This is a genomic window from Arhodomonas sp. KWT, assembly GCF_010993615.1.
On sequence record NZ_WNXE01000017.1, the window covers coordinates 3780 to 26442 of the forward strand.

Genomic DNA, 22663 nt, shown 5'->3' on the forward strand with positions numbered 1-22663 from the left:
GAGATGGCCTCCAGGCGCTTGGACGCATCCGCCGTCATGCTCCGGCGCGGCGGTGCGAGCAGGTAGGCATAGGCCCGGTGGTGGGAACGCCCGACGCGGCCGCGGAGCTGATGGAGCTGGGCAAGGCCGAGGCGGTCGGCGCGGTTGATGACGATGGTGTTCGCCGAGGGTACGTCGATACCGCTCTCGATGATGGTGGTGCACACCAGGATGTTGAAGCGCTGGTGATAGAAGTCGAGCATCACGCGCTCGAGCTCGCGCTCCGGCATCTGGCCGTGGGCGATGCGCACCCGCGCATCCGGCAGCAGCTCCGTGAGCTCCCGTGCCACGCGCTCGATGCTGTCCACGTCGTTGTGCAGGAAGTAGACCTGGCCGCCGCGGTGGAGCTCACGCAGGCAGGCCTCCTGGATCAGGGCGTCGTTCCACTCGCTGACGAAGGTCTTTACCGCCAGCCGCCGTGCCGGTGGCGTGGCGATAATGGACAGGTCCCGCATGCCCGACAGGGCCATGTTCAGGGTGCGCGGGATCGGCGTCGCGGTGAGGGTGAGAACGTCGACGCTGGCGCGCAGGCCCTTGAGCTGCTCCTTCTGGCGCACGCCGAAGCGGTGCTCCTCGTCGAGGATCACCAGCCCGAGGTTGTGATAGCTCACCGAGGACTGGAGCAGCTTGTGGGTGCCGATGACGATGTCCACCTTGCCGGCGGCGAGATCGGCGAGCACGGCGTTCTGCTCCTTCTTCGAGCGGAAACGCGAGAGCAGCTCGACACGCACGGGCCAGTCGGCGAAACGGTCGCTGAAGTTCTGGTAGTGCTGCTGGGCGAGGAGGGTGGTGGGCACCATCACCGCCACCTGATGCCCCTCCTGGACGCCAATGAAGGCCGCGCGCATCGCGACCTCGGTCTTGCCGAAGCCGACATCGCCACACACGACCCGGTCCATCGGCTGTTCCGAGGCGAGGTCGTTGACCACGGCCGCGATCGCGCGCTCCTGGTCCGGGGTCTCCTCGAAGGGAAACTGCTCGGCGAAACGCCGGTAATCCTCCGGATCGTAGTGATAGGCGTGGCCGCCGCGGGCGGCGCGCCGGGCGTAGATATCGAGGAGCTCGGCGGCGACATCGCGGGCACGCTCCGCGGCCTTGCGCCGGGCGCGGTCCCACTGCTCGCTGCCGAGCCGGTGGAGCGGGGCGTGCTCGGTATCCAGTCCCGTGTAGCGCGAGACCAGGTGCAGCGAGGCCACCGGGACGTAGAGCTTGTCCCCGCCGGCGTACTCCAGGGTGAGGAACTCGGTGTCCACGCCACCGACGTTGAGCGTCTGCAGCCCGATATAGCGGCCGACGCCGTGATCCTCGTGGACCACCGGCGCACCGACACTGAGATCGGTGAGGTCGCGGATGATCGTGTCCGGGTCCCGCTCCGGACGCTCGCGTCGGCGCCGCTGGCTGGCCCGCTCGGCGAACAGCGCCGCCTCCGGGATCAGGGTGATCCCCGCCTCCGTCAGGCGGAAGCCGCGCTCCAGCGGACCGGTGGTGATCGCGCGGGGGGCATCTCCGGCCACGAACGCCGTCCAGTCCGCGACCGCCGGCACGCGCAGGTCGGCCTGCTCCAGGCGCTCCATGAGGCGCTCCCGCCGGCCCGCGGTCTCGGCGAGGAACAGCACGCGCCCCGCCTCATCGGCGAGCAGCGACTCCAGCGCCGCCAGCGGCCGGGCCGCCGCCGGCTCGGCGCGCAGGTCCGGCAGTCCCGTCACCGGGTGACGGATGCTGCCGCCGTGCGCCCCCTCCGGCGCCTCCTCGTGCAGATAGACCTGGGGCAGGGCGTTGAGCCGCTCGCGCAGCTCGTCCGGGCGCAGGTAAAGCGACTCCGGCGTCAGCAGCGGGCGCTCGCGGTCGTGGCGACGCTGCTCGTAACGCTCGCCGATCTGCGCCCAGTCGCCGTCCAGGGCCTCGTCCAGCCCGGCCACCCGGACCGCGACGCTGCCCTCGGGGAGGTAATCGAACAGCGTCGCCGTCTCCTCGAAGAACAGCGGCAGGTAGTACTCCACGCCGTTGGGCAGGTGGCCTTCGCTGACCTCCCGGTAGACCACGCTGTCGGTGGGATCGCCGGCGAAACGGGCGCGCCAGTTGCCTCGAAAGCGCCGGATACCCTCCTCGCCGGTGGGGAACTCCCGCGCCGGCAGCAGCGCCACCTCGGGCACACGCTCGCTGCTGCGCTGGGACTCCGGATCGAAGCGCCGGATGGTCTCGACCTCGTCGTCGAAGAGGTCCACGCGCAGCGGGCTGTCCGCGCCCATCGGGAAGAGATCGAGTATCGAGCCGCGCACCGCGAACTCGCCGTGCTCCATGACCTCGGAGACGCAGCGGTAGCCCGCCCGCTCCAGGCGCTCGCGCATCGGCTCCAGCGCGAGCCGGTCCCCCTCCGCGAGGAGGAGCGTGGTGGCCTCCAGGAAGCTCGGCGGCGCGATGCGCTGCATCAGCGTCGCCCCCGGCACGATGAGCACGCCGCGGCCCATCGAGGGTAGGCCGTGCAGGGCGCGCAGGCGCTGGGAGATGATGTCCTGGTGCGGGGAAAAGACGTCGTAGGGCAGCGTCTCCCAGTCCGGCAGGACACGCACGGGCAGTTCCCCGCCGGCGAAGAACCCCAGCGCCGCCTCCAGCGATTGGGCCTGCTGTGGTGTCGCCGTCACCACGAGGGTCGGCTCGGGGTGCTGCCGCGCGGCGGCGACGACCGCCAGTGCGGCACTGTCACCGGCCAGGTCGTACCAGTGGAGACGGTCGCCCGGGCCCTTGGGCAGGCGCGGGACGAGGGGATCGTTGTCGGTGGTGGCCATGACGAGCTTCGAGGACGCTGGCGGTTGGGCGGCTTGCCGAGAGTGGCACCGGCCGGTGAGTGTACTCAATGGGCCCGGACCAGACCAGCCGTAACGCCGTGCCGGACCTTATGGGGGCGGATGGAATCTGGCATCATACGCCCGGTCCCCGGGCGGAGTCGCCCGCGGATGGGCACGCACTCGTCGAGACCGACCCGGAGCCCATGACCCCCGAACCGTCCCTGGAACCGATCGCTCCGCACGATGACGCTTTCGTGGCGCTCTACGAGGCGACCTTCCCGGCGTGGGAGCGCGAGCCCACGCCCCGGGTGCTGGCACGACTGGATGCCGGGCGCTACCGCGGCGAGCGGCTCACGGACCCGGAAGGGCGGATCGCCGGATTCTATGTCGTGGACGTACCGCCAGGGCTTGGCTGCACAGTCTTGACGTTCCTGGCCATTGCGCCGGGGTGGCGCGGCGGGGGGCTCGGCGTACGACTGGCCACGGCGGCGGCCCGGCGGTTCGCCACCGAGGGTCCCGGGGCGTGGCTAGTGGTCGAGGCGGAGCCGCGCCCGGCGCGGCTGTATGCGCGCTGCGGCTTCCGGCGGCTGGCGCTGGACTACCGCGTGCCGCACTACGATGATCCGGCGGCCACCCAGGCGATGGCGCTGATGGTCCACCCACGCCAGCAGTGGGCGACGGCGATACCGGGTGCGACGGTCGCCCGCTGGGTACGGCAGGCCTTCATCGACGGCTACGGTCTGGCGGCCGGGGATCCACGGCTGACCGGGCAGCTGGAGCGGATACCGGAGAGGGTGAGGATTGAGGATGCTGAGCTTCGGTCAATATAGCGAGGACGGCGACTGGGTGGAGCACACCGCAGAGTCGGTGATCGCCGCCGGCCGCACCACGTTCCAGTCCTATCTGTTCTTCCGTTCGCCGGTCCACGGCGTGTGCGTGGCGCTCGACGGCGACATCCAGTCCTGCGAGGCGGACGAGGCGATCTATCACGAGGCCCTGGTGCATCCCGCGATGCTGGTCCATCCGGACCCCCGCCGGGTCCTGATCATGGGCGGCGGCGAGGGCGCGACCGCACGCGAGGTGCTGCGCCACCCCGGGGTCACCCGGGTCGTGATGGTCGACATGGATGCCGAGTTCGTCGAGCTCTGCCGCACCCACCTGGCGGGGTGGAACGCCGGCGCATTCGCGGACCCGCGGCTCGACGTGCAATGCCGCGACATCAATGAATTCCTGGACGAACCCGGCGAGGGCTTCGACGTCGTCATCGGGGACCTGGTCGACTTCAACGATCCGGACGACCCCGCCGCAGCCCTCTACAGCCGGCAGCTCTACGAGCGCCTGCGCCGCCGGCTCAACCCCGGGGCCATCACCGCGACCCAGGCCGGTGGGCTGACCACCGGCCGCACCGCGGCCCATGCCCATGTGCGCGCGACGCTCGACGCCGCCTTCACCAACGTCTCCAGCTACGGCATCGTGGTGCCGAGCTTCTACCACCTCTGGAGCTACGTCCTGGCCTCCGACGAGCGTCTCCCCGATGTCGATGCCCTGCCGATGGAGCGCTTCGCGCAGCGCGCCACCGCCCGCCGGCTGGCCCTGCCGGCCACCGGCCCGGCGAGCCTGGCGGCGACCTTCGCGTTGCCGGTCTCCATCTACGAAAAGCTCCAAAAACCCGCAACCTGAAAATATAACCTGATGTCGAACCTTCGTTACCAGCTCCTCCCGAACCGCCCGGTCGACACGGCCGATATCCTCGTGCTGCCGGTGCCGCACGAGCAGACCGTCTCCTACAAGCCCGGGACCCGTAACGGCCCCGAGGCGATCCTCGACGCAACCGCCCAGCTCGAGTACTTCGAGGAGGACGGCAACTGGTCACCGCTCATGCACATGGGCATCTGCGTGGTACCACCGCTCGGCAAGCAGCTCTACGAGCGCGCCGTCGACTACCACCGGCGGCTGGCCCGATCGGCGGCCGCGTTGCCGGACGGACCGCTGATACTTGCCCTCGGCGGCGAACACTCGATCACTCCGGCACTGGTGCAGGCACGCATGCCGGAGCCGGGCACCGTGGTCTGCCTGGATGCCCATGCCGACCTGCGCCGGCACTTCGAGGGCACCGAGCTCAGCCATGCGTGCCCGATGCATCACATCCGCGCGGCCGGGCACGGCGTCCTCCTCGCCGGCGTTCGCTCGCTGATGGACGAGGAGGCCGCACGGGTGCGCGACGACGACGCCATCGAGTGCCACCGGGACCGCGCACTCCACCGTCCGGCCGCCTGGCAGGCGCTGCTCGAACGCCTCGCCGGCCTGGACGGCCCGGTATGGCTCACGGTGGACATGGACGTGTTCAGTCCGGCGGAGGTGCCCGGCGTGGGCACGCCGCAGCCCGGCGGGCTCGGCTGGTACGACGTCGTCGAGCTGGTCGAGACGCTGATCGCCAACCCGCGCATCGATCTGCGCGGCTGCGACATTGTCGAGCTGGTCCCCGAGCCGAGCTGCGTCTCCGAGATGGTCGCCGCCAAGCTCAGCCAGCGCATGATCTCCTGCTGGGGCCGCCGGCAGGGCTTCCACGAGGCGCCCGCCACGGGCAGCCAGTCCGAGGTGAGCTATGACTGAACCCGTTACCCCGGCACCGGTCTTCCGCCCGGCCCGCCACGCCGCCCACCAGCCCCGCTGGGACTTCTCCGACGGCTACCCGCCGGTGCCATACCCGGAGGTGGCCGAGCGTATCGGCGAGGTCCTGACCGGTTTCGGCCGTACCTGGCCGCTCGCGGAACATCCCGTGGAAGGCGGCCGCGAGGAAACCGTCGCCGCGCTGCATGCCCCGGAATACCTCGCCTTCCTCCGCGGGATCGGCGAGACCCTGGAGGAGGGGGAAGAATACGTCCCCTCAATCTTCCATGGGGACCTGAGCGCCGGACCGCTGCGCTTCCGCGGCGGCATGTTCACCGCCGAGATCGGCACCCCCATCACCCGGGCGACGCGCCAGGCGGCCCTGGATTCCGCCGAGACCGCGCGCCGGGCGGCCGCGCACCTCTTGGAGCACGGCGGCCACGTCGTCGCACTGTGCCGTCCGCCGGGCCATCATGCGGGCTACCGGCGCTACGGCGGCTACTGTTTCTACAACAACGCCTACGTCGCCGCGCGCACCGTTACCGCCGCGGGCCGGCGCTGTCCGGTGCTGGACGTGGACTACCACCTCGGGGACGGCAGCGTGGAGTTCGCCGGGGAGGCGGCGCCGTATTTCTCCCTGCATGCGGATCCGTGGCGAAACTACCCGCACCTGGACGCCGGCTGGGACGGCGCCGGGCGGACACACGTGCACCTGGCCACGCTCGCAGAGGGCACCGACGGCGAGGCCTATCTGGCGCAGCTCGACGACGCCCTGACCGCACTGACGGCGACACGGCCGGACGCAGTGGTCCTGTCGCTGGGATTCGATACCGCGGCGACGGACACCATCCAGGATGCCGCGGTAGGGCTGACGGCGGCAGACTTCGAGGCGATCGGCGTGCGGCTGGCCGCGACCGGGCTGCCGGTGCTCGTCCTGCTGGAAGGGGGGTACGACGTCGCCGGGCTCGCCGGCTACGCGGAGGCCTTCGCCCGCGGGCTCGGCCCCGCGCCGGATCAGCGGCGGACGACGGTATGAATCACCAGGTTGCGCTCGAAGTACACGGCGAAGCCGTCGTACTGCCAGCGCGTGATCGGTGGCTCGCCGACCGGGCCCTCGCGGGTCTGCGGCTCGCCGTATCGCTCGCGCACCGTCTCCATGGTCACGCCGTTGTGCGGACCGACGCCCTTGGTCGCCTCGACCTGGTCGAGCAGCAGCGTCTCCGCCGACGCCGGGACGACGACCGAGGCGAGGAGCAGGACGGCGAGAAACACGCGTGGCATAGAACTTACTCCCTGTTGACCGCGTCCACTATAGCACCGGCCCCGACACGGCAAAACTGACGCCGCGGGCCGCCGCGCCACACCGGGAGGTGATCTTGGAGTATCCGGGAGAGCTGCGCAGGGGACGACTGCTGCGCCGCTACAAACGTTTCCTCGCCGACGTCGAGTGCGACGATGGCGAGCACCTGACGGCCCACTGCCCGAACACCGGCTCGATGCTCGGCTGCGCCGAGCCGGGGCAGGCGGTGTGGTTGAGCCACTCCACCCGCCCCGGACGCAAGTACGCGTGGACCTGGGAGCAGGTCGCCGTGGCCGACGGCGTGCGCGTGGGCATCCACACCGGGCGCACCAACGACGTGGTCGCCGACGCCCTGGCCGCGGGCTGGTTCCCGGAGCTCGGCGACACCGCCCGGCTCCGGCGTGAGGTCGGGGTGCCGGACGAGCCCATGCGTGCCGACTTCCTGGTGACCGACAGCGACGGCACGGAGCGGTTCGTGGAGGCGAAGAACGTCACCGCCGCGGTCACGGACGGCGTCGCGCTGTTCCCGGACGCGGTGAGCACGCGCGGTACCCGCCACCTGGAGGTGCTCTCGCGCCTCGCCCGCGCGGGATTGCGCCCGAGCCTGATATTCTGCGTCCAGCGTACGGATGTGACCGAGGTCCGTCCGGCCGACGACATCGATCCCGACTACGGACGGGCACTGCGTGCGGCGATCGCCGACGGCGTCGGCGTCTACGCCTTCACCGCCGCGCCGGGCGACCACGCCATCGAGCCCGCCCGGCGGGTGCCCGTCATCTGTCCCTGACCCAGCAAAGGGCCCGGCATGTTCAAGCCGTTACAGCTGTATATCGGACTGCGCTACACCCGTGCGAGACGCCGCAACCACTTCGTCTCGTTCATCTCGGCCTCCTCGATGCTCGGCATCGCCGTGGGCGTTACCGCGCTCATCACCGTGCTCTCGGTGATGAACGGCTTCGAGTCGGAGCTGCGCGACCGCATCCTCGGGATGGTTGCCCACGGCACCGTCAGCGGCTACCAGCAGCCGCTGGAGGACTGGGCCGGCCTCACCGAACGCCTCGGCCAGCGCCCCGAGGTCAAGGGGGCCGCCCCTTACGTGCGCGGCGAGGTCATGATCACCCGGGGCAAAGAGGTCACCGGCGCGCTGATACGCGGCGTGCTCCCGGACAAGGAGCGCGGCGTATCCAGCGTCGACGACAACATGGTCACCGGCAGCCTCTCCGCACTCACTCCGGGGGATTACGGCATCGTCCTCGGCCAGGGGCTCGCCGACCGGCTGGGCGTCGGCCGTGGCGACACCGTCACCGTGGTCGCCCCGGAGGCCCGGGTCTCCGTCGCCGGTGTGCTGCCACGGCTGCGTCGCTTCCACGTGGTCGGCGTGTTCTCGGTGGACATGTCCCAGTACGACAACTCGCTGGCGCTCATCCAGCTCAAGGACGCGCAGACGCTGTTCCGCACCGGGGACGCCGTTACCGGGATACGCCTGGAGTTCGACAACCTGTTCGATGCACCGCGGCTCGTGCGCCAGATCGCGCAGGACCTGCCGGGGCTCTACCGGATCTCCGACTGGACCATGCAGAACCGCAACTTCTTCCGCGCCGTGCAGACCGAGAAGACGGTGATGTTCGTCATCCTGCTGCTGATCGTGGGCGTGGCGGCGTTCAATATCGTCTCCACCCTGGTGATGGTGGTGACCGACAAGCGTTCGGACATCGCGATACTGCGCACCCTCGGTGCCAGCCCGCGCAGCATCATGGGGATATTCATCGTACAGGGCGCGGTCCTGGGCATCGCCGGTACGCTCATCGGCGTGCTCGGCGGCGTCGCGCTGGCGCTCAACGTCGAGACCATCGTGCCGGCCATCGAGCAGCTCTTTCACACCAAGTTCCTGCCGGCGGATGTCTATCTGATCAGCACCTTACCTTCGGAACTTCATCAGGGGGATGTAGTGCACATAACCCTCGCCGCCCTCGGTCTGTCGCTGCTCGCGACCCTGTACCCGGCGTGGCGCGCCTCGCGCGTCGCCCCCGCGGAGGCCCTGCGCTATGAGTGAGACCGATACCGTGCTCGCCTGCGAGGATCTGGCACTGAGCTTCCGCGAGGGCAACGACCGCCTGCAGGTTCTCGACGGCGTCTCCCTGCAGGTCCGCCGGGGCGAGCAGCTCGCCGTCGTCGGTCGCTCCGGCTCCGGCAAGAGCACGCTGCTGCACCTCCTCGGCGGGCTCGAGAGCGCCGAACGCGGGCGGGTCTGGGTGGACGGCCAGTGCCTCACCGAGCTCGGCCCCGTGCCCCGGGGACGCCTGCGCAACCGCGCCCTCGGTTTCATCTACCAGTTTCATCATCTGTTGCCGGAGTTCACCGCGCTGGAGAACGTGGCGATGCCGTTGCTCATCGGCGGCAGCAGCACCCGCAGCGCCCGTGAGGCCGCGGCCTCGATGCTGGAGCGTGTCGGGCTCACGGCGCGCCACCGTCACAAGCCGGGAGAGCTGTCCGGTGGCGAGCGCCAGCGCGTAGCGATCGCCCGGGCGCTGGTGACCGAGCCCGCCTGCGTGCTCGCCGACGAGCCCACGGGCAATCTCGACTGGCAGACCGCGGAGTCGGTGTTCGAGCTGTTCCAGGCGGTAAACCGGGATCACGGCACCAGCGTGGTGGTGGTCACCCACGACCGCGCGCTCGCCGCACGGCTGGACCGAACCGTTACCCTCGAGGACGGCCGGCTGCGCGACGCTGGCGACGACGCCGGCGCTGGCGCAGATGGGCGATGATATAGAACCGCCAGAGCAGGTGGACGCTGCCGTAGCCGGCCAGGGACACGAGCAGGCCGGTGACCACCGAGCCCAGCAGCAGCGGGCGCCAGATGGCGCCCAGCTCGTGCCAGAACCACGCGAGGTTGGGCTCGAAGGCCGCGGGGAAGACGGGCGTGCCCAGGAACCACGTCCCTACCATGTAGGTGAAGTAGAACAGCGCGGGCATGGTCAGCGGGTTGCTGACCCAGACCAGCGCCACCGACAGCACGATATTCACACGGAAGAAGATCGCGAGTGCCGCGGCGAGGATCATCTGGAACGGTATCGGCAGGAACGCCGTGAACAGCCCCACGGCGACACCGCCGGCAACGGAGCGGCGGTTGAGGTGGAGCAGGAAGGGGTCCTCCAGGAGACGGCCGAGCCACCGCAGTTCCCGCCGCCCGGTGACCCGATGCGGTTCGGGTAGGTATCGCTTGAGAAACCGCCTCGGCATGGTACCCCCCTGTCGCTGGCGCACATACTAACCCGCTCATTGGCATTGTCACCCCTCGGCGCGCTTGTCCGTCCGGCCGTGGGGACGCCGGGGGAGCGCGGTAGCCGTCGCCGAATCGGCCACGGCGGCCGTGCCGGTGACCGGGCGGTGTCCGCCGCGACGGCGGGGTGAACGGCTGACGACAGGAGGGCCACAGGGATGGTGGCATGGGTCTTGGGTCTGCTGGTGCCGGTACACGTGCCGGCGGCGTCGGCGGCATGGGCGCTGTCGACGGCGTTCGCACTGGTGCTGCTTGCCCCGGCGCGGCACCCGCTCGCACGGCGACTGGCGCTGTTCGGCGCCGCGGTCGCCTGGGCCGCAACCGTGATGGCACTGGACCTCGAAGCGCGCCTGCCGGAGGCCCGCTCCGGCGACGATTTTACCGTGACCGGCGAGGTCGCCGCGCTGCCGGAGGACAACGGCCGGCTCACCCGGCTCGTCCTGGATGTCGACACCATCGATCCAGCGCTGCCGCGGCGGCCGGAGCGGATGCGCCTGAGCTGGTACGGCGAGGCCCCGGTGGTCCGCGCCGGCGAGCGCTGGCGACTTCGCGTCCGTCTCAAGCGCCCCCGGGGCTTCATGAATCCGGTTCGCTTTGACTACGAGGCCTGGCTGACCCGCCGGGGCATCAGCGCCACCGGCTACATCCACGGTGGCGAACGGCTCGCCGCAGCGGCCGGGGTGGCCGGCTGGCGCGGCCGCCTCGCCGGAACGCTGGCAACACGGCTGGGCGGCGGCGGCGACGGCGCCGCCGTCGTCCGGGCCCTGCTGGTGGGCGACCGCCGAGGGATCTCCGGCGACCTCTGGAAGACCCTGCGCACCCTCGGCGTCACGCACCTCGTGGCGATCTCCGGGCTGCACATCGGCCTCGTCGCCGGACTTGCCGGTCTTCTTTCGGCGGCATTGTGGCGGCGGGTGCCGGCGTTCGCGCGGCGCTGGCCGGCCAGCGTCGCCGGCGCCCTATGTGGCATGTCGGCGGCGCTCGCGTATGCGGCCGCCGCCGGCTTTTCGCTGCCGACCCGCCGGGCACTGGTGATGGCCGCGGTTGTCGCCGGCGCGCTGTTATGGCGCCGCCGGCCGTCACGCTGGCGCGGACTGACGCTGGCCGCCACCGCGGTACTCACGCCCGACCCCTGGGCGTCGCTGTCCCCCGGCTTCTGGCTGTCGTTCGGTGCCGTCGCCCTAATCCTCCTGGCATGGCGGCCGGGGCGGCGCAGACTCGGCGGCGCACTGCGCGTCCAGATCGCCGTGACCGCCGGGCTCACGCCGCTGCTGCTGCACAGCTTCGGTGCGTTCTCCTGGGTCAGCGCCCCGGTCAATCTGATCGCGGTACCACTGACCGGGCTGCTCGTCGTCCCGGGCGCGTTCCTCGCCGCGGCCGCGGACGCCGTATGGCCGGCCGGCCACGTCCTGACGGCCTTCGCGGCAGTGTTGGACACCGTGCTGACGGCCGCCGCATGGCTCGCCGAGCGGATCACGATGGTTCGGCCAGGGCCGCTGGCACCCGCGTTCTGGCCGCTGCTCGGCGCCGCCGGCGGCATCGCGCTGCTACCCCGCGGTTTCCCCGGGCGATGGCTCACGCTCGCCCTCGCCGGGCTGGCGCTGACCGCACCGTCACCGCCCCGGCCAGCCCTGAAGGTCACCTTCGTGGAGGTGGGGCAGGGTGCGGCCACCGTCGTCGAAACCCGGCGGCACGTGCTTGTCTTCGACACCGGGCCGCGCTGGGGCGCCGGCGCCAGTGCCGCACGTTACAGCCTGGTGCCCTATCTCCGCGGGCACGGGGTGAGTACCATCGACCGTCTGGTGGTCAGCCACGCGGACGCAGACCACGCTGGCGGGCTGGCGGCAGTGCGCCGCGCCGTCGCTGTGGACCGGCTGGTCAGCGGCGAACCCGGCGAGACGGGGGGCTCGCCCTGTCGTGCCGGCCAGTCGTGGCGCTGGGACGGCGTCACATTCCGGATGCTCGCGCCGGTGGAGACCGGTCGAAGCGGTAACGCCGCCTCCTGTGTGCTCGTGGTGGACACCGGCAGGCACCGCGTTCTTCTCACCGGCGACCTGGTCGCCGCCGACGAACCCGCGGTGGCCGCCCGAATCCGGAGCCCGGTAGACGTTCTGCAGGTGGGCCACCACGGCAGTGAGACGTCCACCACGCCGGGCCTGCTGCGGGCGGCCCGGCCCCGGCTCGCAGTGATATCCGCCGGCTACGACAACCGTTATGGCCTGCCGGCCCCCGCCGTGGTCGCGCGGCTCGCGCGCTGCGGCGCCCGTGTGGTCAACCTCGCCGAGAGCGGCGCAGTGACCGTGCGCGAGACCGGCGCCGGCGCCTGGTGGGTGCGGCGGGAACGCCCTGCACGCCGGCGCCTCTACCACGAACGCCCGCACGGAGTTCAGGCGGGCCGGCAAAATCGGTATGATTCCGGGCGACTAGGCGATCGCCCCGACAACGGAGGTGGCAAGACGTGTGGGAACTGGTCAAGGCCGGCGGCTGGCTGATGCTGCCCATCATCGTGTGCTCGGTGCTGGCGCTGGCCATCGTCATCGAGCGGCTGTGGTCGCTGCAGCGTAACCGCGTCCTGCCCAGGCACCTGGTCGCGGAGGTCTGGAACAAGCTCAAGGTGGACGCGATGGACGGCGACGCCATCCGCAACCTGCGACGGCACTCCCCGCTCGGGCGCGTACTCGCCGCCGGTGTGATCAACCGGCACCTCAGCCGCGAGGTGATGATGGAGAGCATCGAGGATACCGGTCGCCACGAGGCCCACAACCTCGAGCGCTACCTCAACACCCTCGGCACCATCGCCGCGATCAGCCCGCTACTGGGCCTGCTCGGCACGGTGGTCGGCATGATCGACGTGTTCAGCACCATCTCCAGCCACGGCGTCGGCAACGCGCCGGCGCTCGCCGGCGGCATTTCCCAGGCGCTGATCACCACCGCCGCCGGGCTCGTGGTGGCGATCCCCGCACTGATGGCATACCGCTACCTGCGCGGCCGCGTCGATGAGCTGATCGTGGACATGGAGCAGCAGGCCCTCAAGCTCGTCGAGGCCATCCACGGCCAGCGGCCGGCGAACGAGGGGAGGGCGGCGTGAACCTGAGCCCGCGACGCCGTGACGAGCCCGAGATCAACCTGACCCCGCTGATCGACGTGGTCTTCCTGATGTTGATCTTCTTCATGGTCAGCACCACGTTCGTTCAGCAGACACGCCTGGACGTGACCCTGCCCAGCGCGGAACAGTCCGCCACGACCCCGGAGCGCGAGACGCTGCACGTGACTATTTCCCCGGACGGACGAATCAGCGTGGACGGACGCACGCTCGCCAACGGCAAGGTCGCCACCATCCGCCAGGCCCTGGAGGACGCGCTCGGCGACCGTGACGCCGCCGATGTGCCGGTCGTGGTGGACGCTGACGCCAACGCACGCCACCAGGTGGTGGTACGCGCCCTCGACGCGGCCGGCCAGGCGGGGCTCACCCACGTCGGCATGGCCGCGGCGGCCGGCGCACAGCCATGACGGATCCGGGGCTGAACGCCGTCGCCCGCCCGGGCGACGGCGGCGTGTACCGCCGCCTTCTCGGTTACGTGCGCCCCTACTGGGGCATAGCGCTGGTCGCGGTGATCGGCATGGTGGTCAGCGGCGGCATGGAGAGCGTGTTCGCCTGGCTGATGAAGCCCATGCTGGACCGTGGCTTCGTCGAGCGGGACCCGGAGATGATCCGGCTGATCCCGTTCGCCCTCATGGGCATCTTCCTGCTCCGTGGCGTGGCGAGCTTCGGCGCGAGCTTCGGGATGATGTGGGTGAGCCGGCGGGTGATCCACGAGCTGCGCAGCCAGGTCTTCGAGCGGCTGCTCACGCTGCCCAAGCGCTACTTCGACAACAGCTCCTCAGCGCGGCTGCTCTCGCGGCTGACCTACAACGTGGAGCAGGTGGCACAGGCGGGCACGGACGCGCTCATCGTGCTGGTGCGTGACAGCGCCACCGCCGTCGCTCTGCTCGGCTACATGTTCTTCGTGAGCTGGCGTCTGGCGCTGATCTTCCTCGGCCTCGGCCCGATACTGGCAGTGCTGGTGGTCTACATCAGCAAGCGCTTCCGGCGCCTGAGCCGCCGTATCCAGGGCAGTGTCGGCAGCGTCGCCTACGTGGCCGAGGAGGCCATAGAGGGCCACGAGGTGATCAAGGTCTTCGGCGCACAGGCTCACGAGCGCCGGCGTTTCGGCAGCGTCAACGACCTCAACATGCGCCAGTACATCAAGTTCTCCGCCACCAAGGCGCTGAGCACGCCGGTGGTGCAGTTCGTCTCCGCCGCCGCGCTGTCATTCGTGATCTACCTGGCGACCCGCCAGGAGATGATCGCCGAGGTCACGGTGGGCGGGTTCGTGTCGTTCATCACCGCCATGCTGCTGCTCATGCAACCGCTCAAGCGTCTGACCAACGTGAACTCGACGATCCAGCGCGGCATCGCCGCCGGCGAGAGCATCTTCGAGGTCATCGACGAGACGCCGGAGACCGACAACGGCACGCTCACCCTGGACCGCGCCGAGGGACGGGTCAGCTTCGAGGACGTCGGCTTTGCCTACGACCCCGCCGGCCCCGCGGTCCTCACCGACATCCACATGGACGTGCCGGCCGGCGAGACCGTCGCGGTGGTAGGCCGCTCGGGCAGCGGCAAGACCACCCTGGTCAACCTCCTGCCGCGCTTCTACGAGCCCGTCAGCGGTACCATCCGCCTGGACGGCATCCCGCTCACCGACTACCGGCTCCATGACCTGCGCCGCCAGATCGCGCTCGTCGGCCAGCAGGTCGTGCTGTTCAACGACACCATCGCCGCCAATATCGCCTTCGGCGCCGCCGGCGAAGCCGACCGCGCCGACGTGGAACGCGCGGCGGCGCTGGCGAACGCCCGCGAGTTCATCGAGGCGCTGCCCCGGGGCTTCGACACCGTGGTGGGGGAGAACGGCGTGATGCTCTCCGGCGGTCAGCGCCAGCGCATCGCCATTGCCCGGGCCCTGCTCAAGGATGCCCCGATCCTGGTCCTGGACGAGGCCACCTCGGCGCTGGACACGGAATCCGAGTACCACATCCAGCGGGCGCTGGAGACGCTGATGCGCGGGCGCACGACCTTCGTCATCGCGCACCGGCTGTCCACGATCGAGGCCGCGGACCGGATCCTCGTGCTCGATGGCGGCCGCATCATCGAGAGCGGCGACCACGATACGCTCATCGAACGGGGCGGGGCGTACGCCGCGCTGCACCGCATGCAGTTCCGTAATCAGCAACCGGAACGTCAGGGCGCCGGCGAATGACGGGCATCCCGGGCTGGTGGCTACACCGCCGCCTGACGGACCGGCTGCTGTCACCACTGGGCGCACTCTACGCCGCTGCCGGACGGGCCCGCCGTCGTTACTGGCAATCACGGGCGGTACGCCTGCCGGTGCCGGTGCTCGTGGTGGGCAACCTGTTCGTGGGCGGCAGCGGCAAGACACCGCTGGTCATTCACCTCGCGGAGCACCTCCGGAACCGTGGCCGGCGCTGCGGCGTCGTGCTCCGGGGCTACGGCGGCGGTGCCCGGCACTGGCCGCAGCGCGTCGCCCCGGACAGCGACCCCGCGGCAGTGGGTGACGAGGCGGTGCTGATCGCACGGCGCACGGGCTGCCCGGTCGCTGCCGGTCCCGACCGCGTCGCCGCGGCCCGGCTGCTGGTGGAGGCGGGATGCGATCTGATCGTGAGCGACGACGGCATGCAGCACTACCGCCTGCACCGGGACGCGGAAATCGCCGTGGTGGATGCCGCGCGGGGGCTCGGCAACCGTCGCTGCCTGCCTGCCGGGCCGCTGCGGGAGCCACCGGACCGGCTCGCGGACGTGGATATCGTCATCGCCCAGGGCGCGGCATGGCCCGGGGCCAGGGGCCATTACGCACTGGCGCCCGGCGAGCTCCGGCCGCTGTCCGGTGACACCGGGCCGACGCCGCATGCCGGGCAGCGGGTGCACGCCGTCGCCGGGATCGGGCATCCCGGGCGCTTTTTCGCCACACTACGCACGATGGGCTACGAGGTGATCCCCCATGCCTTCGCCGACCACCATGCTTTTGTGCCTGGAGAGCTCGACTTCGGCGACGGCCTGCCGGTGATCATGACCGAGAAGGACGCCGTGAAATGCCCCGGGGCCTCGCGGGCGTGGTTCCTGCCGGTGACCGCTGTTCCGGACCCGGCAGCGGCGGCCGCGATAGACCGTCTCCTGGACCGCCTCACACAAGGAGGGCAAGCGAGCTGATGCAGGCATTCACCGTTGTCATCCCGGCGCGTTACGCCTCGACGCGCCTGCCCGGCAAGCCGCTGATCGAGCTCGCCGGCGAGCCGATGATCGCCCACGTCATCCGCCGCGCCCGCGAGAGCGGTGCCGCCCGGGTGATCGTCGCCACCGACGACGCCCGGATAGCGGGCGCCTGCAGCGCCATCGGGAGCGAGGTGGTGCACACGGACCCGGCACACCCCACCGGCACCGACCGCCTCGGCGAGGTGGTCCGGCACTGCGGACTGGCGGACGACGCCATCGTGGTCAACCTCCAGGGCGACGAGCCGTTGATGCCGCCCGCACTACTGCAGGGGGTCGCCGATGCCCTGGAGCATCACCGCGACGCCGACATCGCGACCCTGTCCACGCCGCTGGACGCCGACATGGCGGCGCGGCCGGACGTGGTGAAGGTCGTCACCGACCGTCACGGCTACGCCCTGTATTTCAGCCGCGCGCCGATCCCCTACGTGCGCGACGGCGCCCCGCACCCGGGGCTGCACCACCGCCATCTCGGCGTCTACGGATACCGCGCCGGGTTCCTCCGTGCCTTTGCCTCACTGGAACCCAGCCCGCTGGAAGAGGCCGAAAAGCTCGAGCAGCTACGCGCCCTGTGGCACGGCTACCGCATTCATGTCGCGCCCGCGCCGGCGGTACCCGGGCACGGCGTGGACACGCCGGAGGACGTATCCCGGGTCACGGCGGCGCTGCGCGACGGGTCCCCGGAATGATCCGGCGGCAACCTCACGCCCCGGGGCCGGCCCACACCACGCGCGGGTGCGGGCCCACTGTTACCGACACGATGGAGACAGAGCAAGCCTATGACTGAAAAGCGGTTTATCCGGGTCCTGATGGTGTGCATGGGCAACATCTGCCGCTCACCGACGGCGGAGGGTGTGTTCCGCGCCCACGTGGAGGCCGCCGGTCTCGGTGACATCATCGACGTCGACTCCGCAGGCACTCACGGATTCCACATCGGCCGCGCCCCGGACCGGCGTGCGCAGGAAGCGGCCACGGCCCGGGGGATCGATATTTCCGGGCTGAGAGCCCGCCAGGTGGACAGCTACGACTTCGAGGCCTTCGACTACATCCTTGCCATGGACGAGGCGAACTACGGCATCCTCGTCGCCGACGCACCGCCGTCCGCGCGGGAGCATATCCACCGTTTCCTGAGCTTCGCCGCGGACCGTCCGGAAAGCGAAGTACCGGACCCCTACTACGGCGGCGGGGACGGCTTCGAGCACGTTTTCGACCTCGTGGACGAGGCGTCCGCCGGACTGCTGACGGCCATCCGGCGCGATCACGGGCTCTGAACCGGACGAACGGCCTTCACGGCGGCATCGCAAACATGCCGCAAGTCATTATATACAAGGGAATTCTCAAGAGCCGGTCGCGCCGGCAGGAAGGCGGGTAACATACCGGGCGGCATGATGCCGCCCGGTATGCCCGTGCCGGGGCCGACCGCCCCGACGGCATCGTCCGCAGTCAGGTCACGGACGATCCGGAGCCGTGATGGACCGGTCCGCCGTCGGAGTCCGAGCCGGGGTCCGACTCGTCCGAAGACTCCTCCGTGGCGGGCGACCTGGACTCGTGACGCCGGTGATCATCATCGCCGTCCGCCGCCGCAGGCTCCTCCGCCTCGGGGTTACCGGTAGCCTTCGTCGAGGACGTGTCGTGCGCCTCGTCCTCGCCGCCGACCCCGCTCCCGGTGCTCGCCGCTGTCGAGGCACCCGACTCCGGCTCCCGGTCAGCCGCTCCCGCCGCCGTCTCCGGAGCGTCGCTCACCGACGGCGCCTCCGGCTGGCCCGCAGGTGCCTTCTCCTCAACGGTGTCACCCGCTGCCGGGGATGCGGCCCGAGTCCCGGCCGCCGGCGCAGCCGCGTCCGGGGCAGGGCGGTCGCCGGACGCCTCGCCGGCGGTATCCCCCGACGTACCGGCGTCCTCCGCCGCGCGCTGCGGCTTCTCCGGCACCGCGGGCTCTGTACCCGCGGCCGTATCCTGCACCGGCGCCCCGGCCGCGGCCCCATCCGTCGCGGCAGAGGCCGCCGTACCGGTCCTGTCCGATCCCGTGGTATCAGTTCCGGCGCCCCGGGGCTGTCCGCCGTCGGCCGGGATGCGCGGCCGCCCCGACCAGCGGCGGGGATCATTGGCCGCCTCGTCGCGGCGTTTGCCGCCCTTGCGGCCCTCGCCGGACTTCTCCGGTTCGTCGGCCCCGGACCGGTCGGATTTCCTGTCCTTGCCGGAGCGGGTCCCGTCCTTGTCACGGGCCGCCTTCGCCGCGGTCTCCTTCACCGGCTTGTCGTCCCCGTCAGCCGCCACGGCACTTTCCTGCTCGGACTCGCCACCCGCCGGCTGCTTCGACGGCTTCCCGCTGCCGGCATCCGTCCCGGACTGCGGGGACGGCGCTGCAGCGGTATCCGTGTCAGCGTCACCATCGGTGCCGGCCTCGGCGGTCTCGCTGCCGTTACCTTCCTGGCCCGGACGGCTGGAACGGCGGCGACGACGGCCACCCCGGCGTCCCCGGCGGCTGCGGCCGGAGCTGCGCTGGCTGCCGCCGCGCCCGTCATCGCTGCGGGCTGTCTCACCGCCACTCTCGGACTTGCCGGCCTCGGCGGCCTCGGCCGTTTTCGTCTCGTCCGCCACCTTGGTCTCGTTTGTCTCCGCTCCGGCACTGCGACCGCGCTCATCCGCAGAGGCGGGCTTGCGGCCGCCGTTACCATTGCGCTTGCGCGGGGCGGACTCGTCATCGCCACCGCGCCGGCGGTCGCCACCACCGTCGTCCTTGCGACTCTCGCCGTCCTTGCGGCCCTTGCCGGAGCGCTCGTCCCGCTGGCCGCCGCGACCGCCTGCCTTGCCTTTCCCTTCGCCGCCGCCGGACCGGGCCTCCTGGGCCGCCTGCGCGTTGCGCTTGCTGCCGGAGCCACTCTTGCCGGAGGCCGCGGGGGCGGCCTTCGGTTGTTCTTCCTTGCGGGAGCGATCCTCCTTGCGGGAACCATCCTCGGCCGGGGTCGCCATCGCCTGACGGCGGGCGCTCTCATCCTCGCCGTCGCCGACGACGATCTTGCGCAGCCAGCCGAAAAAGCCACCCAGCGCACGGGCCGGCTCCGCCGGGAGCGCCGCAGCCGGGCGTTGCGCCTGGTTACGGGTCTGGGCCGGCTCGGACACGGTCTTGTCCTCCGCCTCGCCCTCGGAACGGCTGGCAGCGGGCCTGGACGCGGGTGCCGGCTTGCTCGGGCGCACCGATTTCACCGCGGGCTGCTCGGCCTTCGGCCGCTCCGAGGTCATGAGCCGCTCCGCCTCGCTCTGGCCCTCGTCGGAGGAGGCGAGCTGATAGCTGGCGTCGTCGTGGGAGCTGTCGTCACTGCGGATCCGATGGACCTCGTAGTGCGGCGTCTCCAGGTTGCGATTCGGGATCAGGATGATGTCGACGCTGTTGCGCTGCTCGATTTCGCTGATCGCCGAGCGCTTCTCGTTGAGGAGGAAGGTGCCTACGTCGACGGGCAGCTGGGCGAGCACCTTGCCCGTCTTGTCCTTCATCGCCTCCTCTTCGACGATGCGCAGGATCGACAGTGCCAGCGACTCGACGCTGCGGATCGTACCCTGGCCCCCGCAACGGCTGCAGATCTCCTGGCTGGACTCGCCCAGCGAGGAACGCAGGCGCTGGCGCGACATCTCCAGCAAGCCGAAGCGCGAGATGCGGCTGACCTGGACACGGGCACGGTCCTGCTTCACCGCCTCGCGCAGGCGGTTTTCCACCTCGCGCTGATTGCGGTTGGGCCCCATGTCGATGAAGTCGATGACGATCAGGCCGCCGAGGTCACGCAGGCGCAGCTGGCGCGCGATCTCATCGGCGGCCTCGAGATTGGTGTTGAAGGCGGTCTCCTCGATATCGGCGCCCTTGGTGGCACGCGAGGAGTTGATGTCGATGGAGATCAGCGCCTCGGTGTGATCGATCACGATGGCGCCGCCGCTCGGGAGCCGGACCTCGCGCTGGAACGCGGACTCGATCTGGCTCTCGATCTGGTAGCGGGTGAACAGCGGGACCTCGTCGTCGTAGCGCTTGAGCCGCGAGAGGTTCTGCGGCATCACCTGCTGCATGAACTCACGGGCCTGGCCGTAGACCTCCTCGTCGTCGATCAGGACCTCGCCGATATCCGAGCGCAGGTAGTCGCGCAGCGCACGGATGATGACGTTGCTCTCCTGATAGATCAGGAAAGGGGCGGAACGCTCATGAGCAGCCTTCTGGATGGCCTTCCAGAGATTGAGGAGATAGTCGAGGTCCCACTGAAGCTCCTCGACGGTGCGGCCGACGCCCGCGGTACGCACGATCAGGCCCATGCCTTCCGGCACCTCGAGCTCGCGCAGGGCGTCGCGGATCTCCGTGCGGTCGGCACCCTCGATGCGGCGGGAGACGCCGCCGGCACGGGGATTGTTCGGCATCAGGACGAGATAGCGCCCGGCGAGGCTGACGAAGGTGGTGAGCGCCGCGCCCTTGTTACCGCGCTCCTCCTTCTCGACCTGGACGACGACCTCCTGGCCTTCCTTGATGACGTCCTGGATGCTGACCTTGCCGGGATCGGCGTCGCCGCCGCCCTGGAAATAGCTGCGTGCGATCTCCTTGAACGGCAGGAAGCCGTGGCGCTCCGCGCCGTACTGGACGAACGCGGCCTCGAGGCTGGGCTCGACGCGGGTGATCTTACCCTTGTAGACGTTCGCCTTCTTGCGCTCCCGGGAAGGGGTCTCGATGTCCAGGTCGTAGAGGGACTGGCCGTCCACGAGGGCGACACGCAGCTCTTCCGGCTGCGTGGCGTTGATCAGCATTCGTTTCATAACGGGGGGGTCTCCGGCGCTCGACCCGGTCAGCCGCCTCGCCAAATCCGTTGGGAAGCGATCGTGCCGCCAGCCGTGGCGCGTGCGCGCCACGACCGTCTCCGGCCAGCGCCGCAGCCCCTTCGGCCAGCCAGGGGCCGAGAAGCGCAGCAATCATTCGGGACACGATGAATCCAGACATTTCGCGGATAAGACGCCGGCGCCGGGGGGCGCATTGGCCACACGGAACATGCGTCCGCGCGGGTGATTGACAGTAACGGGCAACTGCAGTTTGGCCGCGCGCCGGTGAAGATGCCGCGCGCAGCCTGCAATCTTTATCCATGCGGCTACCGGCCGGCGCTTTGATCACGCGCTTTTGGGCCGTGTAACAGCGTTGCAAATATACCAACGTTGACAGTTGCCTTCCAAGCAATGAATGCATTGTCACCCCTGCGGCCACCGCCAGCACCGCCCTCCGGCGGGCCGGCCGGCGGCTTCGGCCGGGCGTTCGGACACTGCGAGGGGGTGACACCGGCCGTGGCCGGGTTAGTATGATGAGCTTCCGCCATAAACCTCCCTTTCTCACGCCGCGGAGCGCGCATGGGCAGTCAGGTCCGCCACATCGAGATCGACCCCGAATACGACGGCCAGCGGGTAGACAACTACATCAGCCGTGAGTTGCGTGGCGTACCGAAAAGCCTGGTCTACCGGCTGTTGCGCCGCGGCGAGGTCCGTGTCAACGGCTCACGCACCAAACCGACGTATCGCCTGCGTGCCGGTGACCGCCTGCGCCTGCCGCCCGTGCGGGAAGGCCGGGGCAGTCAGCAGGAGGCCTCGACACGGGTGCTGGAGCGGCTGCGCAGCCGCATCCTCCACGAGGACGACGACATCATCGTCGTGGACAAACCCTCCGGCATGGCAGTGCACGGCGGCAGCGGCATCGGCTACGGCGTTATCGAGGCGCTGCGCCAGCTGCGCACCGACTGCCGCTTCCTGGATCTGGTCCACCGCCTGGACCGCGACACCAGCGGCTGCCTGGTCGTCGCCAAGCGCCGGGCCGCCCTGAAACGTCTGCACGCGGCGCTGCGCGAGGGCGGGCTGGACAAGCGCTACACCGCGCTGCTCGCCGGCGGGATGAGCGCGGCGACGATACCCGTGGAGGCACGACTGGAGCGCCAGAGCGGACCGGGCGGGGAATCCATGGTCCGGGTGAGCGCGGCCGGGCGGCCGGCACGCAGCGTTTTTCACCGTCGCCGGCGCTATACCGGCTGGACCCTCGTGGACGTCGACCTCGAAACCGGGCGGATGCACCAGATCCGTGTCCATGCCGCCCACCTGGGCACGCCGCTCGCCGGCGACGACCGCTACGGCGAGCACGAACGCAACCGCGAGGCCCGCCGCCTCGGACTGCGGCGGATGTTCCTCCATGCCGCCCGGCTGTCGCTGCCCGCAGCGGACGGCACGCGGCTGACCGTGGAGGCGCCGCTGCCCACGGAACTCACCGGATTTCTCGACCGCCTTTCCGAACACCACCAGGACAAGGAGAGCTAGCA

General features: G+C 70.5%; 19 protein-coding genes. 15 read left to right on the plus strand and 4 right to left on the minus strand.

What is annotated here, in order from left to right; translation table 11 throughout:
- The coding region (mfd, locus tag G7A99_RS05300; protein ID WP_240466106.1) for a transcription-repair coupling factor at positions 1–2825 on the minus strand (2825 nt) is incomplete at its 3' end.
- A gap of 254 nt (positions 2826–3079) precedes the next feature.
- Here mfd and G7A99_RS05305 point away from each other — a divergent pair.
- Genes G7A99_RS05305 through G7A99_RS05320 form a run of 4 tightly spaced genes read left to right on the plus strand, consistent with a single transcriptional unit; the run spans position 3080 to position 6471 of the window.
- On the plus strand, positions 3080–3655 hold the full coding sequence (locus G7A99_RS05305) for a GNAT family N-acetyltransferase (RefSeq protein WP_205599740.1): 576 nt from the start codon (positions 3080–3082) through the stop codon (positions 3653–3655).
- Positions 3633–4505: a methyltransferase domain-containing protein gene (locus G7A99_RS05310; RefSeq protein WP_018716788.1), complete on the plus strand. Its 873-nt coding sequence runs from the start codon at positions 3633–3635 to the stop codon at positions 4503–4505. The genes G7A99_RS05305 and G7A99_RS05310 overlap by 23 nt, the downstream gene beginning before the upstream one ends.
- Before the next feature lie 12 nt (positions 4506–4517).
- Positions 4518–5438 (plus strand): agmatinase, encoded by a 921-nt coding sequence (gene speB, locus G7A99_RS05315; protein WP_018716787.1) that lies wholly within the window; start codon positions 4518–4520, stop codon positions 5436–5438.
- On the plus strand, positions 5431–6471 hold the full coding sequence (locus G7A99_RS05320) for an acetylpolyamine aminohydrolase (protein ID WP_163139133.1): 1041 nt from the start codon (positions 5431–5433) through the stop codon (positions 6469–6471). Before speB ends, G7A99_RS05320 begins: the two co-directional genes overlap by 8 nt.
- Here G7A99_RS05320 and G7A99_RS05325 read toward each other — a convergent pair.
- Positions 6450–6716 (minus strand): hypothetical protein, encoded by a 267-nt coding sequence (locus G7A99_RS05325; protein ID WP_018716785.1) that lies wholly within the window; start codon positions 6714–6716, stop codon positions 6450–6452. The two genes, G7A99_RS05320 and G7A99_RS05325, sit on opposite strands and share 22 nt — an antisense overlap.
- A 95-nt stretch (positions 6717–6811) precedes the next feature.
- Between G7A99_RS05325 and sfsA the strand changes: the two genes are divergently transcribed.
- Genes sfsA through lolD form a run of 3 tightly spaced genes read left to right on the plus strand, consistent with a single transcriptional unit; the run spans position 6812 to position 9500 of the window.
- Entirely contained in the window at positions 6812–7522 is a 711-nt protein-coding gene (gene sfsA / locus G7A99_RS05330; RefSeq protein ID WP_018716784.1) for a DNA/RNA nuclease SfsA, read from the plus strand.
- An 18-nt stretch (positions 7523–7540) separates the two neighbouring features.
- Positions 7541–8788 (plus strand): lipoprotein-releasing ABC transporter permease subunit, encoded by a 1248-nt coding sequence (locus tag G7A99_RS05335; RefSeq protein WP_018716783.1) that lies wholly within the window; start codon positions 7541–7543, stop codon positions 8786–8788.
- Positions 8781–9500 (plus strand): lipoprotein-releasing ABC transporter ATP-binding protein LolD, encoded by a 720-nt coding sequence (gene lolD, locus G7A99_RS05340; RefSeq protein WP_018716782.1) that lies wholly within the window; start codon positions 8781–8783, stop codon positions 9498–9500. The genes G7A99_RS05335 and lolD overlap by 8 nt, the downstream gene beginning before the upstream one ends.
- On the opposite strand, the gene G7A99_RS05345 is transcribed toward lolD, so the two are convergent.
- On the minus strand, positions 9433–9975 hold the full coding sequence (locus G7A99_RS05345; protein ID WP_018716781.1) for a DUF2062 domain-containing protein: 543 nt from the start codon (positions 9973–9975) through the stop codon (positions 9433–9435). The two genes, lolD and G7A99_RS05345, sit on opposite strands and share 68 nt — an antisense overlap.
- 198 nt (positions 9976–10173) lie before the next feature.
- On the opposite strand from G7A99_RS05345, the gene G7A99_RS05350 reads away from it, so the two are divergent.
- From G7A99_RS05350 to G7A99_RS05380, 7 genes are all read left to right on the plus strand, one after another.
- Entirely contained in the window at positions 10174–12507 is a 2334-nt protein-coding gene (locus G7A99_RS05350) for a ComEC/Rec2 family competence protein (protein ID WP_163139134.1), read from the plus strand.
- Positions 12474–13103, plus strand: coding sequence for a MotA/TolQ/ExbB proton channel family protein (locus G7A99_RS05355; RefSeq protein ID WP_018716779.1), 630 nt, complete (start codon positions 12474–12476; stop codon positions 13101–13103). Before G7A99_RS05350 ends, G7A99_RS05355 begins: the two co-directional genes overlap by 34 nt.
- A complete protein-coding gene (locus G7A99_RS05360) occupies positions 13100–13525 on the plus strand; it encodes a biopolymer transporter ExbD (RefSeq protein ID WP_018716778.1) in 426 nt (141 codons plus the stop codon). The genes G7A99_RS05355 and G7A99_RS05360 overlap by 4 nt, the downstream gene beginning before the upstream one ends.
- Positions 13522–15315 carry a lipid A export permease/ATP-binding protein MsbA gene (gene msbA, locus G7A99_RS05365; RefSeq protein WP_018716777.1) on the plus strand — a complete coding sequence of 598 codons (1794 nt, stop codon included), beginning with the start codon at positions 13522–13524 and terminating at the stop codon, positions 15313–15315. The genes G7A99_RS05360 and msbA overlap by 4 nt, the downstream gene beginning before the upstream one ends.
- Positions 15312–16283, plus strand: coding sequence for a tetraacyldisaccharide 4'-kinase (gene lpxK / locus G7A99_RS05370; RefSeq protein ID WP_163139135.1), 972 nt, complete (start codon positions 15312–15314; stop codon positions 16281–16283). Before msbA ends, lpxK begins: the two co-directional genes overlap by 4 nt.
- Entirely contained in the window at positions 16283–17032 is a 750-nt protein-coding gene (gene kdsB / locus G7A99_RS05375) for a 3-deoxy-manno-octulosonate cytidylyltransferase (RefSeq protein WP_018716775.1), read from the plus strand. Before lpxK ends, kdsB begins: the two co-directional genes overlap by 1 nt.
- Before the next feature lie 90 nt (positions 17033–17122).
- Positions 17123–17614 carry a low molecular weight protein-tyrosine-phosphatase gene (locus G7A99_RS05380; RefSeq protein ID WP_018716774.1) on the plus strand — a complete coding sequence of 164 codons (492 nt, stop codon included), beginning with the start codon at positions 17123–17125 and terminating at the stop codon, positions 17612–17614.
- A gap of 172 nt (positions 17615–17786) precedes the next feature.
- Here G7A99_RS05380 and rne read toward each other — a convergent pair whose 3' ends face one another.
- Positions 17787–21131, minus strand: a complete 3345-nt coding sequence (gene rne, locus G7A99_RS05385; protein WP_240466105.1) for a ribonuclease E — start codon at positions 21129–21131, stop codon at positions 17787–17789.
- 579 nt (positions 21132–21710) lie between these two features.
- Between rne and G7A99_RS05390 the strand changes: the two genes are divergently transcribed.
- Entirely contained in the window at positions 21711–22661 is a 951-nt protein-coding gene (locus G7A99_RS05390) for an RluA family pseudouridine synthase (RefSeq protein WP_018716772.1), read from the plus strand.
- The last annotated feature ends 2 nt before the right edge of the window (positions 22662–22663 follow it).

Bases quoted from the DNA above. Each gene is read 5' to 3' on its own strand.
- G7A99_RS05310 (WP_018716788.1), top strand. From the start codon at position 3,633: ATGCTGAGCTTCGGTCAATATAGCGAGGACGGCGACTGGGTGGAGCAC.
- speB (WP_018716787.1), top strand. From the start codon at position 4,518: ATGTCGAACCTTCGTTACCAGCTCCTCCCGAACCGCCCGGTCGACACG.
- G7A99_RS05320 (WP_163139133.1), top strand. From the start codon at position 5,431: ATGACTGAACCCGTTACCCCGGCACCGGTCTTCCGCCCGGCCCGCCAC.
- G7A99_RS05325 (WP_018716785.1), bottom strand. From the start codon at position 6,716: ATGCCACGCGTGTTTCTCGCCGTCCTGCTCCTCGCCTCGGTCGTCGTC.
- G7A99_RS05335 (WP_018716783.1), top strand. From the start codon at position 7,541: ATGTTCAAGCCGTTACAGCTGTATATCGGACTGCGCTACACCCGTGCG.
- lolD (WP_018716782.1), top strand. From the start codon at position 8,781: ATGAGTGAGACCGATACCGTGCTCGCCTGCGAGGATCTGGCACTGAGC.
- G7A99_RS05345 (WP_018716781.1), bottom strand. From the start codon at position 9,975: ATGCCGAGGCGGTTTCTCAAGCGATACCTACCCGAACCGCATCGGGTC.
- G7A99_RS05350 (WP_163139134.1), top strand. From the start codon at position 10,174: ATGGTGGCATGGGTCTTGGGTCTGCTGGTGCCGGTACACGTGCCGGCG.
- msbA (WP_018716777.1), top strand. From the start codon at position 13,522: ATGACGGATCCGGGGCTGAACGCCGTCGCCCGCCCGGGCGACGGCGGC.
- lpxK (WP_163139135.1), top strand. From the start codon at position 15,312: ATGACGGGCATCCCGGGCTGGTGGCTACACCGCCGCCTGACGGACCGG.
- kdsB (WP_018716775.1), top strand. From the start codon at position 16,283: ATGCAGGCATTCACCGTTGTCATCCCGGCGCGTTACGCCTCGACGCGC.
- G7A99_RS05380 (WP_018716774.1), top strand. From the start codon at position 17,123: ATGACTGAAAAGCGGTTTATCCGGGTCCTGATGGTGTGCATGGGCAAC.
- rne (WP_240466105.1), bottom strand. From the start codon at position 21,131: ATGAAACGAATGCTGATCAACGCCACGCAGCCGGAAGAGCTGCGTGTC.
- G7A99_RS05390 (WP_018716772.1), top strand. From the start codon at position 21,711: ATGGGCAGTCAGGTCCGCCACATCGAGATCGACCCCGAATACGACGGC.